Origin of the sequence: Actinomyces sp. oral taxon 849 str. F0330 (assembly GCF_000239715.1) — a bacterium.
Classification (GTDB): Bacteria; Actinomycetota; Actinomycetes; order Actinomycetales; family Actinomycetaceae; genus Actinomyces; species Actinomyces johnsonii.
This window is the reverse complement of sequence record NZ_JH470355.1, coordinates 97210-114438: the sequence shown is the minus strand read 5'-3', so window position 1 is coordinate 114438 and position 17229 is coordinate 97210. Positions and strand designations below refer to the sequence as shown.

16 protein-coding genes are annotated in these 17229 nt (G+C 69.0%); 10 read left to right on the top strand and 6 right to left on the bottom strand.

Going from position 1 to position 17229, the window contains the following annotated elements:
* Nucleotides 1–43 precede the first annotated feature (43 nt).
* On the bottom strand, nucleotides 44–1546 hold the full coding sequence (locus HMPREF0975_RS10765) for a hypothetical protein (RefSeq protein ID WP_009234202.1): 1503 nt from the start codon (nucleotides 1544–1546) through the stop codon (nucleotides 44–46).
* A 212-nt stretch (nucleotides 1547–1758) separates the two neighbouring features.
* On the opposite strand from HMPREF0975_RS10765, the gene HMPREF0975_RS10760 reads away from it, so the two are divergent.
* The 3 genes from HMPREF0975_RS10760 to HMPREF0975_RS10750 all read left to right on the top strand — a co-directional run bounded on the left by HMPREF0975_RS10760 (nucleotide 1759) and on the right by HMPREF0975_RS10750 (nucleotide 5617).
* On the top strand, nucleotides 1759–2268 hold the full coding sequence (locus HMPREF0975_RS10760; protein ID WP_049939801.1) for a methyltransferase family protein: 510 nt from the start codon (nucleotides 1759–1761) through the stop codon (nucleotides 2266–2268).
* A gap of 65 nt (nucleotides 2269–2333) precedes the next feature.
* Nucleotides 2334–3401 carry an LLM class flavin-dependent oxidoreductase gene (locus HMPREF0975_RS10755; RefSeq protein WP_009234200.1) on the top strand — a complete coding sequence of 356 codons (1068 nt, stop codon included), beginning with the start codon at nucleotides 2334–2336 and terminating at the stop codon, nucleotides 3399–3401.
* Between the two features lie 845 nt (nucleotides 3402–4246).
* Nucleotides 4247–5617 (top strand): PAS domain-containing protein, encoded by a 1371-nt coding sequence (locus HMPREF0975_RS10750; RefSeq protein WP_009234199.1) that lies wholly within the window; start codon nucleotides 4247–4249, stop codon nucleotides 5615–5617.
* A gap of 95 nt (nucleotides 5618–5712) precedes the next feature.
* On the opposite strand, the gene HMPREF0975_RS10745 is transcribed toward HMPREF0975_RS10750, so the two are convergent.
* A complete protein-coding gene (locus HMPREF0975_RS10745; RefSeq protein ID WP_009234198.1) occupies nucleotides 5713–6975 on the bottom strand; it encodes a M48 family metallopeptidase in 1263 nt (420 codons plus the stop codon).
* Between the two features lie 269 nt (nucleotides 6976–7244).
* On the opposite strand from HMPREF0975_RS10745, the gene HMPREF0975_RS10735 reads away from it, so the two are divergent.
* Nucleotides 7245–8057, top strand: a complete 813-nt coding sequence (locus HMPREF0975_RS10735; protein WP_009234197.1) for a hypothetical protein — start codon at nucleotides 7245–7247, stop codon at nucleotides 8055–8057.
* 31 nt (nucleotides 8058–8088) lie between these two features.
* Here HMPREF0975_RS10735 and HMPREF0975_RS10730 read toward each other — a convergent pair whose 3' ends face one another.
* Nucleotides 8089–8679 (bottom strand): GtrA family protein, encoded by a 591-nt coding sequence (locus HMPREF0975_RS10730; protein ID WP_009234196.1) that lies wholly within the window; start codon nucleotides 8677–8679, stop codon nucleotides 8089–8091.
* Nucleotides 8680–8773: 94 nt separating this feature from the next.
* Nucleotides 8774–9427, bottom strand: a complete 654-nt coding sequence (locus HMPREF0975_RS10725; RefSeq protein ID WP_009234195.1) for an HAD family hydrolase — start codon at nucleotides 9425–9427, stop codon at nucleotides 8774–8776.
* A gap of 80 nt (nucleotides 9428–9507) precedes the next feature.
* Between HMPREF0975_RS10725 and HMPREF0975_RS10720 the strand changes: the two genes are divergently transcribed.
* Both HMPREF0975_RS10720 and HMPREF0975_RS10715 read left to right on the top strand, forming a co-directional pair.
* Nucleotides 9508–10869 carry a M18 family aminopeptidase gene (locus HMPREF0975_RS10720; protein ID WP_083840780.1) on the top strand — a complete coding sequence of 454 codons (1362 nt, stop codon included), beginning with the start codon at nucleotides 9508–9510 and terminating at the stop codon, nucleotides 10867–10869.
* A gap of 2 nt (nucleotides 10870–10871) precedes the next feature.
* Nucleotides 10872–11327 carry a YchJ family metal-binding protein gene (locus HMPREF0975_RS10715; RefSeq protein ID WP_009234193.1) on the top strand — a complete coding sequence of 152 codons (456 nt, stop codon included), beginning with the start codon at nucleotides 10872–10874 and terminating at the stop codon, nucleotides 11325–11327.
* A gap of 43 nt (nucleotides 11328–11370) precedes the next feature.
* Here HMPREF0975_RS10715 and HMPREF0975_RS10710 read toward each other — a convergent pair whose 3' ends face one another.
* Nucleotides 11371–12477: an oxidoreductase gene (locus HMPREF0975_RS10710; RefSeq protein WP_009234192.1), complete on the bottom strand. Its 1107-nt coding sequence runs from the start codon at nucleotides 12475–12477 to the stop codon at nucleotides 11371–11373.
* 33 nt (nucleotides 12478–12510) lie between these two features.
* On the opposite strand from HMPREF0975_RS10710, the gene HMPREF0975_RS10705 reads away from it, so the two are divergent.
* The gene (locus HMPREF0975_RS10705) at nucleotides 12511–13524 is read left to right on the top strand and encodes a patatin-like phospholipase family protein (protein WP_442852331.1); all 1014 of its coding nucleotides are present in this window, start codon (nucleotides 12511–12513) and stop codon (nucleotides 13522–13524) included.
* 2 nt (nucleotides 13525–13526) lie between these two features.
* Here the strand turns inward: HMPREF0975_RS10705 and HMPREF0975_RS10700 are convergent, their stop codons facing one another.
* Nucleotides 13527–14105: an NUDIX domain-containing protein gene (locus HMPREF0975_RS10700; RefSeq protein WP_009234190.1), complete on the bottom strand. Its 579-nt coding sequence runs from the start codon at nucleotides 14103–14105 to the stop codon at nucleotides 13527–13529.
* Between the two features lie 367 nt (nucleotides 14106–14472).
* Between HMPREF0975_RS10700 and HMPREF0975_RS10695 the strand changes: the two genes are divergently transcribed.
* The 3 genes from HMPREF0975_RS10695 to HMPREF0975_RS10685 all read left to right on the top strand — a co-directional run.
* Nucleotides 14473–15495 carry an alpha/beta hydrolase gene (locus HMPREF0975_RS10695; protein WP_009234189.1) on the top strand — a complete coding sequence of 341 codons (1023 nt, stop codon included), beginning with the start codon at nucleotides 14473–14475 and terminating at the stop codon, nucleotides 15493–15495.
* A gap of 131 nt (nucleotides 15496–15626) precedes the next feature.
* Entirely contained in the window at nucleotides 15627–16235 is a 609-nt protein-coding gene (locus HMPREF0975_RS10690; protein WP_009234188.1) for a biotin transporter BioY, read from the top strand.
* A 136-nt stretch (nucleotides 16236–16371) separates the two neighbouring features.
* Nucleotides 16372–17229 (top strand): MsnO8 family LLM class oxidoreductase (locus HMPREF0975_RS10685; RefSeq protein ID WP_009234187.1); only part of this gene is annotated, 858 nt, incomplete at its 3' end.

The following is a 17229-nucleotide window of genomic DNA, read 5'->3' as shown; positions in this document are numbered from 1 at the left end:
CACCCATATGCGCTCTTCGGCCTCGTTCGCCTCGTTGCTCGCGCTAATCGGAAGTGCGGGCGCCGGCCGGCTCGGGGAACTTCAATGGGCGGAGATGCGGGAATGCGCCGGCGAGAATCAGCCCGATAACAGGAGGAACGGAAATCGCGTCCTGGAAGAACATGATGGCGAGCAGCATGCATGCCATTCCCAGGGCGATTCCCCCGAGAACTCGGATGTTCGGAGGATAGGGAGTCCAGACCAGAATCGCCCAGATCAGCGCTGAGCCGCAGCAGAGCGCAAGGACGCTGTGAAGCGGGAGAACAGAAACATTGTCACCGCCGGTCGCCTCCACCCAGTACAGCGCCGCGAATCCGACGGCTGAGGCGCAGGCCAGGGCGACTGGCGCCCAGACATGCACAGCCTTATGGGAGCAACGCCCCGAGGCCCACAGTCCGATCGCCACGAGAACGGGAATGAAGGCGATGAATCCGATGGGAACCCCCAGGGCCAGGAGCGTCTTTCGCGGGGCGAAGGTGACGATCCCGGTGATTCTCACGATGACGCAGCAGGCGGCCAGGGCTCCAAGGACAGTGGCGCAGGCGCCGAGGAGACGAATGGACAGCACTCGTCTGTCAGACAGGATGTTCAGCGGGCGCTGCCGGGCCGGCGTTGAAAACACTCTAGGAGGCGAGGGCCTGACCGGTGCGGTGTAGGGAAGTGCCGGCCCAGCCGACGGAGCGACTGCCTGTTTCCACTGAGACGGGTAGGACGCATTGCAGCCGGCGATCAGCGGGCCCTGAGCGGGCTGCATAATCGGGTAAGGGGGGTGCTTGGGGCGGTTGGAGGACTTCGTGACGGCGAAGAGCGCGAGTGGAGCGACGATCGCGCCCATCCACAGGAACGCATCCACCGCGAAGGTGAACGGGGCCAGGAGAGCCCCGACGAGGAGCCCGACGATGGCCCGTAGCCCTGGTTCCAGACGTCTGCTGATGGTCAGACCGCTGACGGTGATCGCCGCCGCCAGCGCCCATGCGACCCAGGATGCGCGTAGGAGCGTCATATCAAGATGGCCGAGTATCGGCTGGATCGGGCCGAGCGACGGCTCAAGGGAACCGGAGTTCGCGGTCTCGATGTTGATCACCAGGGCGATATCCGCCACCGCGTCGATGATGCCGTATCCCAGGGACACGATGCTCGCCGCGAAGGCGTGTTGCGGGGCCAGCCATCTGTGCTGGCGAGCGAAGCTGATGGCTGCGATCATGAGGAAAGCGAGGGCGAAGGAGATAGTGACTCCTCCTGTCCACCGGAAGATGAGCTCATCGGGATCGAACCTCGGAGCGAGATCCGATATCACCGTCGCGAAAGCGAAGAACCATGCCATGCAGAAGGCGAACAGTACTGTCGAGATGGCGCTGCATGCCAGCGTCATCCTCCTACCGAGCCTCATACCCGCACGGTAGGCGAAGGAGCGCTTCTCGGGGTGTGGGGGCGGGTGCGCGGCCCCGGTGGCGGATGCGCCGGGGGCGCTGGGGCTGTCGCTGTTGCGCTGATGATCGGAAGGCATCTCGTTGACTCCGTTGGGAACATAGGAGGTCGATCAATGCCTCGAAAGACTAGTGGAGATCGCTGGAGGCGTCCAGGGAAGTTCTGCCCAACAGGTAGATTTGCGAGAGGAGATCGCCGACGCCCGCATCCAGGTCGAGGATCTGGTGGCTCAGTGCTTCCACATCGGTTGAGCCCGGTTCTCTGTCAGGCCGTCATAGGTGAGAGGATGCCATGGTGATCGAGAGGTTCAGACGACCGCCACCAGCAGTGCTGCTGGCGATGGCGGGGCTGGCGCAGAGCGCCGTGACTCGTGGTCGGAGAATGACGCCGTCGTCGATGGCGGTGGCTGCTCCGGTACTCGGGGTCTCGTTCTGTTTGCTCGCTGGAAGTGCAAGCAGTTTTCTTCGGCACCACACGACGGTCGATCCGATGAGAGTCGAGCGCGCGCAGTGCCTCGTTGTGGACGGTCCCAACCGACTGACGCGCAATCCCATGTACGCAGGCCTGGCGGGAGCACTGCTTGCGCACGCGATTGCGCGCAGGAGCCCTTCTGCCGTGATCCCGCTGATCGGATTCGTCTGGCTGATCGACCGATACCAGATCCCGGCGGAGGAGAAGGCGCTGGAGGCGAGGTTCGGGCAGGCCTATCTCGACTACAAGAAGGCCGTTCCTCGCTGGCTGGGTACTCGAGGCGCGTCGATGGACGACCCCGGTCACGAGCTGACGATGCGCGACGCCTGAGGTCGGGTGATGCGGCTCGCGCGGTCGGCCGGAATGATCCGTGAACTCATGTAGTTGAAGGTTGCATGAAAGCATTCGGGTTCCTCAGCTTCGGACACTACGGACACGGTCGGGGCCCCGGCGACCCCGACGCCGGCCAAGCGCTTAAGGACGCCGTCGAGATCGCGGTCGGCGCCGACGAGATCGGTGTCAACGGCGCCTACTGGCGCGTTCACCACTACGCCCGCCAGGCCGCCGCCCCCATCCCGCTGCTCTCCGCGGCCGGCGCACGTACCAAGCGCATCGAGGTCGGCACCGGTGTCATCGACATGCGCTACGAGAACCCTCTCCACCTGGCCGAGGAGGTCGCCGCCCTCGACCTGCTCACCGACCAGCGCATCGCCATCGGCATCTCCCGCGGCTCCCCGGAGCAGGCCCGGCGCGGCTGGGAGACCTTCGGCTATGTCGGTGGTGCCGACCCGCGCGGGGCCGACGTCGCCCGCGCCCACACCGCCCAGTTCCTCGACGCCGTCCGGGGCGTCCCGCAGGCCGACCTCGATACCAGCAACGGCATGGCTCCCGGTGCGTCCTCCCGCCTGCGCATCGAGCCGCACGCCCCCGGCGTGGACCGCCGCATCTGGTGGGGCGCCGGCTCGCGCGAGACCGCCGAGTGGACCGCCCGCCAGGGCCTGAACCTCATGAGCTCCACCCTCCTGACCGAGGCCACTGGCGAGGGCTTCTCCCACCTCCAGGCCGAGCAGATCCGCCGCTACCGGGAGACGTGGAAGGAGGCCGGTCATGACTGGACCCCGCGAGTGAGCGTCTCGCGCTCCATCTTCCCGATCGTCTCCGACGCCGACCGCAGGTTCTTCGCCCTGCGCGGCGAGGACTCCCACGACCAGATCGGCATCATCGACGGCCTGCAGTCGACCTTCGGGCGCACCTACGCCGCCGAGCCCGATGTTCTCATCGAGCAGCTTGCCCGGGACGAGGCGCTCTGCGCCGCCGACACCGTCATGCTCACCATTCCCAGCCAGCTCGGCGTCGACTTCAATCTCCACATCCTCCAGGCCTTCGCCGAGCACGTCGCCCCGGCACTGGGCTGGCGGCCCAACACGGCCGGACCGGTGACGAGTGACGCCCCGGAGGAGTAGCTGTACTGATCGGGGACATCCGAAGACGGTGAAGGGGGGCGCCGATATTCGTCTGAGGCGGGATGCAACCAGAAGATGAAAGGAAACGGGCTGGCGATAGAGCACCGCGAAGACGGGGTTGACGGGTCGGCTTGAACATGACGTGGCCTGTGGGGTCCGGGACTCGCCCGGGCCCCACAGGCCCGTGTCGTTGAGGGTGGCATCTCCCTGGATTCCCATAACTCCAGGGGGACTCGCCCTCCTTCGCCAGAACGACTCGCGTCGGGCTCCCTATCAACCCGAAGCGGCCTCGAAATCCGATCGGTCATCGGGCTCCCCAACCCTCGCGACCGGTTCCGTCCGGCGGCAGTTACTATGTAACCCGCTGCCCCTGTGGGGGCACTTCAATATAGCTGAGAGTTGTCTGGGAAGTCTCTCCATGTTATTTATTCTGTTTTCATGGGGTTGTCGGGTTGGGTTCCGGTGTTATGCAGTTGACTCCGTCTTGGTGGGTAGCTTTAAAACGTATAGGCGTCCCTGTTAGTGTCCCTTCGGGTTCTGATTCCGCTGCTTTCTGTCCATCATTATTGATGGTCGAAAGTTCTCAGGGGGCTGTGTGCTGGAGTGTCGGTGAAAAAATGTGACGACCGCACAAGGGGGCTGCTGTGGTCAGTGAAAAGACGCACATCTCACCCAATCGGCATGCCGTGCGATCGGTCATTTATAGCGAATTATCAGATCTCATTTCGGAAACGGGGTGTATTGTTCAGCCGTCCAACCGGAAATCAGCGGGCGGAAGGTGAGGATTACCCGTCTCGCCGCGCCGGACGCCGTCGCGCCCCGATCTCTTCAAGGAGCACTCGCTTATGCCTAAGGTCACCGGAGCCACCCATGAGGTGGGCGTGGACCAGCTCTTCTTCTCCACCACTGACGCGCGCGGCGTCATTCGTCATTCGAACAATGTGTTCATCGAGCTCTCCCGCTACCGACGCGACGAGCTCTCCGGTGCCCCGCACAACATCATCCGCCACCCGGAGATGCCCGGCGGCGCTTTCAAGGCCATGTGGGACACCCTCAAGACCGGCAGTCCCTTCGCCGCCTACGTGCGCAACCTCGCCGCCGATGGCAGCGAGTACGACGTCTTCGCCGCCGTCACTCCGCTGTCCGACGGGGGATATCTCTCGGTGCGCACCCGGCCGGTGTGCACGGACCTGTTCGACACCGCCTGCACCATCTACCGCGATGCCCGGGCAGTGGAGGATCGGGCCATCGCCGACGGCGCCAACCGCCGGGCGGCGGCCGAACAGGGGCTTGGCCGTATCGCCGAGCTACTGGCCGGGGCTGGTCTGTCCTCGTACGAGGAGTTCCAGAACACCGCCCTGCCGGCGGAAGTAGCGCGTCGCGAGGAGCTCTCCGACGGCGTCCCGGTGCGCCCCGATGCCACCGGGGACCTGCGCGTCATGCTCGATTCGGTCACCATGATCGCCGACGGGCTCGACTCCTGGATGGCCGGCCAGCAGCAGCTCGCCGAGCTGTCGGCCTCGCTCAAGGCCGCGGGCAAGGGCCTGACCCGGACCCTGGAGGACCCGCGCCTGAGCCCCGCGCGGATCGCCGCCCTGGACCGCTCCGATACCCGGGTCAAGCCCCTGGCGGACCTGCTGGACCTGTGGTCTCAGATGCAGGGCCTGGTCAGTCCCCTGGTCGCCCGGCTCGTCGACACCCTGGCCCAGCTCGACTCCAACGGCGCCAGGACCCGTTCCCGTATCGCCCTGGCCCGTCTGCACGCCACCATCACCTCGCTGTTCACCGTTGAGCTCATCGACGGTGCCGGCGATCCGCAGTACTCGGCAGAGGCTATCCCCGACCTCATCGAGTCCCTTGACGACGGCGTTGCCGAGATGGAGCGCCAGGTCCGGGCCTACAGCGCGCTCGCGACCCAGGTCATCGCGTACATCGGTGAGGTCAGCCGGATGATGACGATTCCCAACCAGCTCCTCATGCTGTGGACCGGCTCCCCGGCCTCAACCGACCCCGCCCTGCCGGCAGAGGCCGCAGAGCTGTCCGCCGCCGCCCCCGGAGTGGTCGAGTCCGTCGGTCAGCGCCTGGCCGAGCTCGACGAGCTGGCCGCCCGGTGCCAGGCCATCAGTCAGGGCGTCGATGTCGCCGACGGCGCCGGGGATCTGCGGAGAGCTCTGAGCGCCTTCACGGCGGCGGCCGGCGTCGTGGCCCCGAACTGAGTCCTGCGGGGCGGAACCGCGCCAACGGAGGCAGACAGGTGCCGGTTGGGCGAACGCATGCATTCGCCCAACCGGCACCGCTGTGTTGATGGGGTTTAGGCCCCAGAGTGCGCAGACTCCGGATCCAGTGGGTCGAAGGGGGTCGTGTTGGAGCCGCCGATGAGCCCCTCCTCCTGTTCTGCTGACGGGGAGTGCCCGTACGGCTCGGGCTGCATCGGCCCGGTCGCGCTCGGCGCGGATTGACCGTCCTCGAACGATGTCCGTTCGCCGGACTCCGCCTTCACAGGGACGGGGGAAGCCCAGCGCAGCTCATTGCGGGGGATCTTGTAGCTCACGCCCGGATAACGGCCGAACTGCTCCTCACTGGGCACGCTCGTGGTGGTGGAGTCCAGCACCGAGAGCATCTGCTCCGGCGTCGGCCAGGAACCGGAGCGCTGGTATCCGGTGGGAGCCGAGGGCGGGAACCAAGCGGTCGACTCCGGTGGACGGATCATGATCCGTCCGGGGCGGCTGCGGTCGCGCAGGGCATGAGCGCGCCAGGTGTTGATGGGGTGACTGGAGAGCCAGTTGGTCATGTGGAGCCAGAACCCCTTCTCGCGTGTGGCGCGATCGGCCAGAGCATGGGTGTTGACCTCGGCTCCCAGGTACTTGCCCCCGGAGAGGACTCCCATGGCTCCGGGCACGCCCTGGGGTGCGTTGGCGTAGCCGTGGTTGTCCGCGGTGTACTCCTGGGCGCGCGAGAGCGCCTGTCCCAGGAAGGGAACATAGCCTGCCAGCTGGGAGAGGATGAGACGGAAGTAGGACACGTGACCGGCGGCGAGGTGACCGACCTCGTGACCGATGATGAAACGCAGCGCCTCGGGGTCGCGGGCCTGCCCACCGATCTCGAACAGGTCTGAGTAGACGGCCACGAAACGCCGGAAGCCGTGGCCGGAGGCGAAGGCGTTGATCTGGCCATTGCCCAGCACCACGTAGGCGTCGGGGACCCGCCGCAGGCCGAACTCCCGGGCCGCCTCCACGACCATCCGATACCCCTCCGGGAACTGGGTGGGAGACATCTGCACCGAGCTCGCCCGCAGCTGGGCGTACGTGAGGGCGCGGATGATCCATACCAGCAGGGGGATGAGGGGGATGGCCAGTATCGCCTCCGAGATAGTCCCGCCCCCCAGGATCTGTTCGCGAATCTCGGCGCTCAGCCCGGTCGGCTCGGGCACGGTGACCAGCCACGTCACTAGGCCGAACCAACCGATGTAGCCCAGTGCCGTAGTGACCACGGCGGCGATGAGCAGAGGAATCTCCGCAGGATGACGCAGGCCGCGGATCCCGGCGATGCCGTGAACGGTCGCACCGTTGAACATCCGGGGGCGGGAGAGGGCCCCGGCCGGAGGCGTACTGCCTGAAGCGCCGGGGACGGTAGACGGAACAGGTGGTTGCATGGTGGCAACTTAAACGACCTCTCCGGGGTTCCTCTCCTGCCTCAGGAGGATCTTGGCCGCGCTACTTATCCGCCTCATGGTGGGAAAAGGTCGCGTCCTCTCCTTCCAGGGGGCCGCGCCGTTCGGGCGGCTCCCCGGGTGCCTGCGTCGGATCCTGACGCGGCCGGGGCCGAGCCCGTAGGCTCCTACCCGTGCCTCAGTCCTTCTCATCTCCTTCGCCATCCTCCTTCTCGCTGCAGCCGCCCTCCCTGTCCGGGCACCCGGACCACGCGGTTCCCTGGGGTATGCAGATCGCCGTGCGCTATGACAAGGTCCACCCGCCACGGCGGATCGATGTCGCCGAGGCCGCCGCCCGCGCCGTTGTCGCCCTCCTGGCCGCACCCGCCTCCGCCCCGGGCGGACCGTGGAACCAGGCCGTCGACTACTGGCGCGACGGGCGCATCCGCAAGCTCGTGCGCCGCGCCCGCGGCAAGCGCTGGGAAGAGGTTCAGGAGATCGACGGTGTCACCATCACCCAGGACGGCCCGTCGGGTTGGGGGCGGGCCGCGGCGCGCGCCTTCGTCCCCGGCCCGGTGCGCCCCCTGCCCGGAGCCTTGGCCAAGACCCAAGTGGAAGGAACCCACTTCCCGGCCGGCGACGAGCTGCCCTCACCGCCTGCCGCGATCACCGCGCGCGTTGCGAAGGACCCGGCCGCGGCCGATGAGATCGAGCTCGGGTCGGCGTCGGCCTCCGCCGGGGCACTCGTGACGATCGAGGTCACGCCCCTGCATGAGATGACCTCGGGCAAGCTCGCCGCCCAGTGCGGCCATGCCGCCCAGCTGGCCTGGGAGAGCCCCGCCATGGAGCCCGCCTTCCGGCGGGCCTGGGCCGACGACGGCTACCGGGTACGCGTGGTCGTGCCCAGCCGGGAGCAGTGGGAATCCACCACCCGGCCCGTGCGCATCACCGATGCCGGCTTCACTGAGCTCGACGGCCCCACCGAGACGACCCGCGCCTACTGGTGAGGGCGAGGAGCTGACCGACGGGGACGAGTCTTCAGACTCCGGTGGGGTAGTCCTCGAAGCGGTGGGTCTGTGCGGGCTCCGGGACTCCGCGGAACACCCACAGCCGAATGAACACGTAGAGGTAAATCCCCTCGCAGCAGGCCGAGATGACTCGAGCCAGCTCGGCATTGACCCCGAACCAGTGCAGCAGCGAGGACAACCCGAGAATGAAGATGACGTACTGGCTGATGATGCCTACCGTGTAGCCCGCCCCCTGCTCGATGACATGTCCATGAGCTTGGAAGTTCAGCCAGCGGTTGAGCAGGAAGGAGTAGACGGCGGCGATGACATAGCCGACCGTGACCGCCACCGGATAGAACCAGTGAAAGTGGTTGTAGAACACCCACAGGCAGGTGATGTCCAGGAAGAAGGCCGAGCCGTTGATGATCGCGTAGCCGATGAAGGTCACCGGCAGCCGGCTGCGTACGAATCCGGGCAGCTCGGAGTGGATCGTCGTGATGAGGCGCAGGAAGATCTCGGGGGCGCGGCGGGCGTTGGAGGCGGGCGGTTGGAGGGAGGATGCCGCAGGCTCCGTTGCGGTGGTGGTTTCGGAGGCCTGGCCGTCTGCCGTCGCTCCTGCCATGGGGTGTCCTTTCCTGATTGTTGGTGTCAGGGGGAGTCTTCACCGCCTGCGCCGGTCAGGCAAGTTCCGAAAGGAGGAACGGTGGCCTGCCGGCTCATCCTCGTGGAGGAGAGGCGGCCTGCGTTAGGGCCTGGGCGACCTCGCGGCGCAGAAGCTCGCCACCGGCGTCGGCCGGGTGGTGGATCGTGCGCAAGCCCACCTCGCGGGCCGCGGCGATGTTGGTGGCGCTGTCATCGACGAACAGGGCCTGGTCCGCCTCCACCCCCGCCAGCTCCAGCAGGCGGCGGAAATAGGCGGCGTCCGGCTTGGCCACCCCCAGCGTGCACGAGTAGCCGTCGATGTCGCACAGGCCGTCATAGTCCAGCTGCTCGCGCATCCAGGCCCGACGCTCCCATTGCTGATTGGTGGCCAGGACCGTCGTGTAACCCGCCTCGCGCAGGTCACCTACCAATTGCCGGGCCAGAGGATCGGGCGTGGCCTGGTGCCACATCTCAAGCAGGTCCGACGCGCTCAGCTCCAGCCCCAGCTCCTTCACCACCCGCTCCAACAGCTCGGTGAGGGTCTCCCGGCCTGCCAGGGCATCGGTCTCACCATCGATCATGGCACGGGCGAAGGCGGGGCCGCCGCCGCGGGTCAGCGCCTCATCCCACGGGGTACCGATGAGCTGGAGGACGCCGTCGGCATCGAGCAGGACGGCGCGCACGGGAGTGGACGAGGCGGGCGGGATGACAGGCTGAGAGATGCTCACGCCCCGATCCTGCCCTATCCCCGCCCGACCGTGCGGCAGATGTCGTCCGGGACATGGCGCTCCAGTGGAAGACTGGGGCCATGACCGATGCCGCCAGCACACCCGTCAGTGCTTCACACAGCGATCCCTTCGGCGCCGCCACCGGCGAGGCACTGCGCGACGAGGACGCCTATACCGACTCGCTCATTGACTTCGTCACCGCCTCGCCCAGCTCTTACCACGCCGCCGCCGAGGCCGCTCGGCGCCTGGAGGCGGTCGGCTTCTCCGGCGTCGAGGAGACGGTCTCCTGGGAGGCCGACCTGCCGCGCCGCGGCTACGTCATCCGTGACGGCGCCATCGCCGCCTGGGCGCTGCCCAAGGCGCTCGCGCCAGGAGCGGGTCTTCGCATCGTCGGCGCCCACACCGACTCCCCGGCCCTCAAGCTCAAGCCCAACGCCGCTCTCGTCCGCTCCGGCTGGCAGCTCATCAACGCCGAGGTCTACGGCGGCCCCCTGCTCGCCTCCCTCCTCGACCGCGAGCTGGGCCTGGCTGGGCGGCTGACCACCCGCGACGGCGCCGTCCACCTCGTGCGCACCGGCCCCATCGCCCGCATCTGTCAGATCGCCCCGCACCTGGACCGCGGCGTCAACGACGCCCTCCACCTGGACCGCCAGACCCACCTGCTTCCCCTGTGGTCGTTGGCCGGGCCCGACGCCGCCCCCGACGCGGTCGAGACCCACCTGTGCGAGATCGCCGGTATCGACCCGGCCGAGCTCGCCGGCCACGACGTCCTGACCTACCCCACCCAGGCCCCCGCCCGCTTCGGCCGGGACGGAGAGTTCCTGGCCTCCTCCCGCCTGGACAACCTCTCCTCGGTCCACGCCGGACTGGTGGCCCTCGAGGCACTCGCGGCCGCGGGGGGCGAGCCCGCCGAGCCCGTCATCCTGATCGCCTTCGACCACGAGGAGGTCGGCTCGGCCACCCGATCCGGTGCGGACGGCCCCTTCCTCACGACCCTCCTGCGGCGCCTCGCCGGCGTTCTGGGGGTCAGCGGCGACGACGTCGAGGCCCTCCTGGCGCGCTCGTCCTGCGTGAGCGCCGACGCCGGGCACAGCGTCCACCCCGCCTACGCCCACCTGCACGACCCCGCCGTCCAGCCGCTCATCAACCACGGCCCCCTGCTCAAGATCAACGCCCAGCAGCGCTACGCCACCGACGCCGTGGGAGCCGCGATCTGGGCGCGGGCCTGCGCCGCCGCGGACGTGCCCAGCCAGGACTTCGTCTCCAACAACGCCGTGCCCTGCGGCTCCACCATCGGCCCCGTCACCGCCACCCGGCTCGGGATCACCACCGTCGACGTCGGCGTGCCCCTGCTGAGCATGCACTCGGCCCGCGAGATGGCCGGTGTCAAGGACGGCCCCTGGCTCGCCCGGGCCCTGCACGCCTACTGGCTGGGCGCCTGATCATGGCCAGTCGGCAGGCAGGCCGCTGGGAGCAGTCGGGCTCGCCGGTCCGTGCCGCGGGCGTGCGCGGCACCGACCCCTGCCCTTGCGGCACGGGGCGCGCCTACGCCCAGTGCTGCGAACCCTTTCACGACGGCGCTCCGGCACCGACCGCCGAGGCCCTCATGCGCTCGCGCTACACGGCCTTCGTCGTCGGTGACGAGGACTATCTCTTCCGCACCTGGCACCCGCGCACCCGGCCCGAGGGCCCCTACTGCCACCCCGGCACGCAGTGGACGGGCCTGAGCGTCGACGAGACCGTGGATGGCGGGGTGCAGGACGAGACCGGCGTCGTGGAATTCACCGCCTCCTACCGCACCGGCGACGGTCGCGGGGCAGTGGTGGCCGACACCCTGCACGAGCGCTCCCGCTTCACCCGCCGCGCCGGCCGCTGGCTCTACCTCGACGCCGTCGAATAGCTTCGGAGCCCCGGATGGCCGGGCGACAACGTCGGGTCCCCGCTCAGCGCCAGGTGCCGCGCCAGTACTGGATGGGCCAGGGGGCCTGATCCCAGGAACGCACCCCCAGGTCCGCCGCCCAGCGCAGCGGCAGGTAGGGATCGCGCAGGGCGGCCCGGCCTACGGCGACGGCGTCGACCTGACCGGACACCAGCGCCTGCTCGGCCTGTGCCGCCTCCTCAATGAGACCCACGCCCACGACCGGGACACCGGTGCCGGCAACAGCCCGCCTGACCCGCTGGGCCAGCGGCAGCTGGTAGCCGGGCCCCACCGGGACCGGAGCAGGTGTGTTGCCGCCGCTGGAGATGTGCAGGACATCGACGCCGGCCTCCACCAGCTCGCGGCTGAAGACTGCGGTCTCCTCACCGGTCACCCCGCCGTCTTCCCAGTCCGAGGCCGACAGGCGGATGTCGAGGACTGTGTCCGGAGCGATGGACTCGCGCACCGCCCGCACCACCTGCAGCGCGAAGCGCTGACGGTTCTCGGCGCTGCCGCCGTAGGAGTCGGTGCGCTGGTTGGACAGGGGCGAGCGGAACTCGTGGATGAGGTAGCCGTGGGCACCGTGGATCTCGATGACGTCATACCCGGCCTCGACGGCGCGGCGGGCGGCCGCCGCGAAGGCCTCTACCAGCCGGCCGATCCCGGCCTCGTCCAGCTCGGTGGGCGTCGCGTGCCCGGGGTAGGGGATCGCGCTGGGGGCCAGCAGCTCCCAGCCTTCCAGGGTTCCGGTGCGGGCACCGGCGACGTTGGGCCGCCACGGGGCGGTCCCTGACTTGCGGCCGCCGTGCCCGATCTGGATGCCAGCCACCGCCCCGCCGGCGTGGATTGCCTCGACCAGGCGGCGCTGGCCGGCGATCTGCTCATCGGACCACAGGCCCAGGTCATAGGGGGACAGGCGCCCCTCGGGCGTGACCGCCGTGGCCTCCACGATGATCGTGCCGAAGCCGCCCACCGCGCGGCTCGCGTAGTGGGTCACGTGCCAGTCGGTGACGGCGCCGTCCTGCGCCTCGACCGAGTACATGCACATGGGCGGCAGCCAGAGGCGGTTGCGGGCGGTGATCCCGCCGAAGGTCATCGGCTCAAGAATGCGCGGCGTGCTCGAGGTGCTCATGACCTCACGCTACTCTCCCGACCGCCGGCAGACATGGGGTGGGAATCACCCGTGCGATCACACCATGGAACCCATAGGCTCCCAGGCGTGAGCCCACGCCCCGTCCCCGACCCTGTACAACGGCTTGTCCCCGTCACCGACCCCAGCCACCGGCCCGCCCCCATCACCCACGGTCCTGACGACGTCGCCCTCGTCTTCGAAAGCGGCGGCATGCGCGGGGCCTACACGGCCGGCCTCGTGCGCGTCATGCTGGAGGCCGGGCTCTCCTTCCCCTGGGTCGGTGGCATCTCGGCGGGCTGCACGAACACCTGCAACTTCGTCTCCCGGGACACCTGGCGCACCCGCGAGGCCTACCTGGGCCTGACCACTGACCCCAAGGCCGGCGGCTGGGGAAGCTTCGTGGCCGGCAAGGGCTACTTCAACTCCGAGCACATCTACCTGCACACCTCCGCGCCGGACGAGTCCATCCCCTTCGACTGGGACACCTTTGCCGCCTCGCCCACCACGGTGCGACTGGGCGCCTTCCGCTGCGACACCGGCGAGGAGGTCTACTGGGGCCTGGAAGACATGCCCACCATGGGCGACCTGCTGGTGCGGGCCCGGGCGTCGTCGTCGATGCCGGTGCTCATGCCCATGGTCGAGGTCGACGGCGCCCCCTACGTGGATGGCGCCGTCGGGCCCACCGGCGGATTCGCCATCGACGCCGCCCGCGCTGACGGATACGACAAGCTCCTCGTGGTCATGACCCGTCCCGAGGGCTACCGCAAACCGCCCATGCGGCGCCACGAGATCGAGGTCCTCCAGCGCCTCTACTCCCGCTACCCGGCCCTCGTCCAGGCCGTCATCGACCGGCCCGAGAACTACAACCGCACCGTCGAGGAGCTTGAGGACCTGCGCGGCCAGGGACGCGCCTATCTTTTCCGGCCCGAGCACATGCCCATTGCCAACGGCGAGCTGCGTTACGACCGCATCGTCACCGCCTTCGAGGCCGGACTGGCCCAGGCCCGACGCGAGCTGCCCGCCATCGAGGCCTTCCTCGCCAGCTGAGCTCAGTGCGGCAGGGCGACGCCGTAGCGGGCGATATCCTGGCCGGTCTCGAAGCCGAAGGTGGTGATCGGGGGTACTGGCAGGCCGCCGGCGAGGGCGGCGGCCAGGAGGGTCAGGACGCGGCGCTCGTGGGGCGGGACCGCCTCGGGCAGGTCGTTCAGCGAGAACCAGCGCAAGCCCGCGTTCTTGGCCGGCTCGCGCACGGTCGGCGTGCCCTCCCAGGTGCGCAGCGTGAAGAACAAGTCGATGCGCTGCTCCAGGGCGCCGCCGCCGAGGTCATTGGTGCGGTGCATCGCCGTCAGCGGGCTCAGGTCGGCCGTCGCCGCGCGGACGCCCAGTTCCTCGCGGGTCTCGCGCAGGGCCGTCTCGACGACACTCTCGGCGGCCTCGACGTGGCCCGAGGCTCCGCAGGCCCAGTGACCGTCCATATACCCGGTGCCCTGCCGCAGCTGGAGGAGCACCTGCGTCTCAGCGCTCTCCGATCTGCTCGTCGCCCCGGCCCGGTCGGCGGCGGAGTCGGGAGCGGGGCGCAGGAGGTAGACGTAGGCGGCGGGGACGAGGGTGAAGGAGTGGACGGCCATGGCGGCCACCGTAGACCAGACGCGGGCAGGGGCGCGGCCCCGGGAAGAAGTAGCCGGGATACCGAGTGTCAAGTTTCATGAAACCATCAGGAACTTAGGCAATGCTCCCACACAGTCAGTCATCAATGGCCGTCCGTGGAAACTTCCGCAGCGCACCCGTCGCTGGATCGCTGCGATTCGCCTTCCGCGGTAACGCTGCCGGCTCGACGTCGGACAACTAGGCTTCTACCTGGGGTGGCGGGAGACCGCAGGCCCAGCTCTGGAGCTGCACCACCGCCGATAGTCAGCCGTCGACGCGATCAATGATGACCGATGCCGACTTGAGCATGATCGAGACCCCTTGAAGACGCCGCCTGAGGAGGACCAGATGCAGACCAGCCTTACTCGGCTCACGGCCGACGACGGAACGCGTCTGGTTGTGCACATCTGGCTCCCCGAGTGGCTCATCGACGGTTCCCTGCTGGTGGCCGATGCCCCAGACGCCGCCGGGCTCAGCACCATGGTGACGCCGCACCCGAAGGTGGCCGGTGCCGCCCGCCCCCGGGGCATCATCGTCATCTCCCACGGGATGGCCGAGCACGCCTCGCGCTACGCCCGCTTCGCCGCCTCGGCGGTGGAGGAGGGTTACGCGGTCCTGGCCGGGGACCACCGCGGGCACGGGGCCACCGCCGCCCCAGGCGGCTTCGGGTTCGTCGCTGAGCAGGACGGCTGGGACACGGTCGTGGCCGATATGAGCACCGTCATGGACGCGGCCCGACGGGCTTGGCCCGATGTTCCGGTCTTCCTCATGGGCCACTCCTGGGGCTCCTTCCTGGCCCGCGACCTGGCGGCGCGCCGAGGTGGCGATCTGGCCGGCCTCATCCTGCTGGGGACCGGTTCGGGCGTCGGAGCGCTGACAAGACCCGCGACGGCGATCTGCGCCGGGGAATCCAGGTTGCGCGGCCCGCGCCACCCCTCCCGGCTGCTCAATGCCCTCGCTTTCGGTCCCTACCAGCGCCACTTCGCCCCCAACCGCACCGAGGCCGACTGGATCAGCCGGGACGCCAAGGAGGTCGACCGCTACGTCGCCGATCCCTGGTGCGGATTCGTATGCACCTCCAGCTTCTTCCGCGATCTCGTGGCCGGGCAGGGTGTCGTCAACACGGCCTCCCACGCCGCGGCAGTGCCCGCGGAGCTGCCCATGCTCCTGGCCTCCGGGGACCGGGATCCGGTCGGCGCCATGGGACGGGGCGTCCAGCGGGCCGCCACCCTCTACCGCCGTGCAGGCGTACGGGAGGTCTCCGTCCTCCTCTACCCGGGCGGGCGCCACGAGCTCCTCAACGAGACGAATCGGGACCAGGTCACCGGTGACATCCTCACTTGGATCGACGGACACGTGCAAGAACTGTGAAAACCACCGATTGACTGCCGCCTCTGACCCGCCGAGCCCCTCGTTCATTGTAGGTATCCCACAAATGGTGGCGTGGTGCTTCAGTGAGATTCGGTCGTTCGCGGTGCCGCCGGTGCCCGTAGGGTTGAGGCATGGTCACGAATCACTCCACCCCGGCCGCCGGTTCCGCGGCCCACTCGGTGTCCGTCGATAGCGCCGCCAACCCCGCTCTCGCCCGTCTCCGGGAGGTGGGCCTGGTCCTGGCCGGCACCGCCGCCCTGACTCTTATCGGCCAGATCTCCATCCCTCTGCCCTTCACCCCCGTGCCGATCACTCTGGGCACCTTCGCCGCCCTGGGCGTCGGGGCCGTTCTCGGCTCGCGCCGCGGCGCCCTCTCTGCGCTGCTGTTCGGAGCCCTGGCCGCCGTCGGCGCCCCGGTCCTAGCCGGCTGGAGCAGTGGCGTCGTGGCCACCTTCGGCTACGTCATCGGCTACATCCTCATCGCCGCCATCGCCGGACGTGCCGCCACCGTGTGGTCGGGCCACTCCGGCTCGGGAATCCGCCGGGTCGCCACCGCCGTCGGACTCATGCTGCTCGCCTCCGCATCGGTGTACGTGCCCGGCGTCGTCTGGCTGAAGATCGCCACCGGCGCCAGCTGGGGCGCCGCCCTGAGCATGGGTCTGGTCCCCTTCATCGTGGGCGATGTCATCAAGTCGTTGGCCGCAACCGGACTGCTGCCCGCGCGCGGCCGGCTGCACTGACGGCCCCGTACCGGTCTCCACCCGGCAGCCGCTGTCACGGTCTGCCGCTCGTGTGCCCCGCCGAGTCGCCGATCGGCGGGGCACACGGGTCCAAAGGCTCGGATCGGGGCAGGTTGGCCCGGGTTAGAGTGCCCGTATGAGTCAGCCCGAAAGGCGGGCCGCACCCGTACTGTCCGTCATGGACATGGTCCCCGTCAGCGCCGGTCGCAGCCGCACCGACGCCCTCAACGACATGATCGCCCTCGCTCGGGCCGCCGATGCCGCCGGCTACGAGCGCTACTGGCTTGCCGAGCACCACGGCTCGGACACCTACCTGTCCTCGGCGACCATCGTCCTCATGACTCAGGTCCTGGCCTCCACCGACCGCCTGGGCGTCGCCTCCGGCGGCATCATGTTGCCTAACCACGCCCCGTTCGTCGTCGCCGAGCAGATCGGCACCCTGGCCACCCTCTACCCCGGCAGGGTCGATCTGGGGCTGGGACGCGCTCCGGGAACGGACCGGCTCACGGCCGCCGCACTGCGCCGAGGGGCCTCCGATCCGGGCCGTTTCGCCGAGGAGATCCTGGAGATCCTCGGCTACCTCGACGACGGGCCGGCACAGGAGCCCCATGTGCCCGGCTCCCTTCTCCTGGGTGCTCCCGGAGCTCCCGACGACGCTGTCCAGGGCGTCACTGCCGACGGCCCTCGGGTGAGAGCCATTCCGGGCGAGGGCACCCGGCCCGACATCTGGGTGCTGGGCTCCTCGGTCAACGGGGCGCGCGTCGCCGGCAGTCTCGGACTGCCCTTCGCCGTCGCATCCCACTTCGCCCCGGTTCAGGCCGAGGCGGCGATCGCCACCTACCGCTCCGTCTTCAAGACCCCGGGCGACGAGCGCCCGCAGGCCGGCCCCCGGGTGGCGGCCGCCGTCAATGTCATGGTGGCCCCCAGTGACGACGAGGCCCGCCTCCTGTTCAGCACCGCCATGGCCGCCGCGGCCCGCATCGTCGGCAACCGC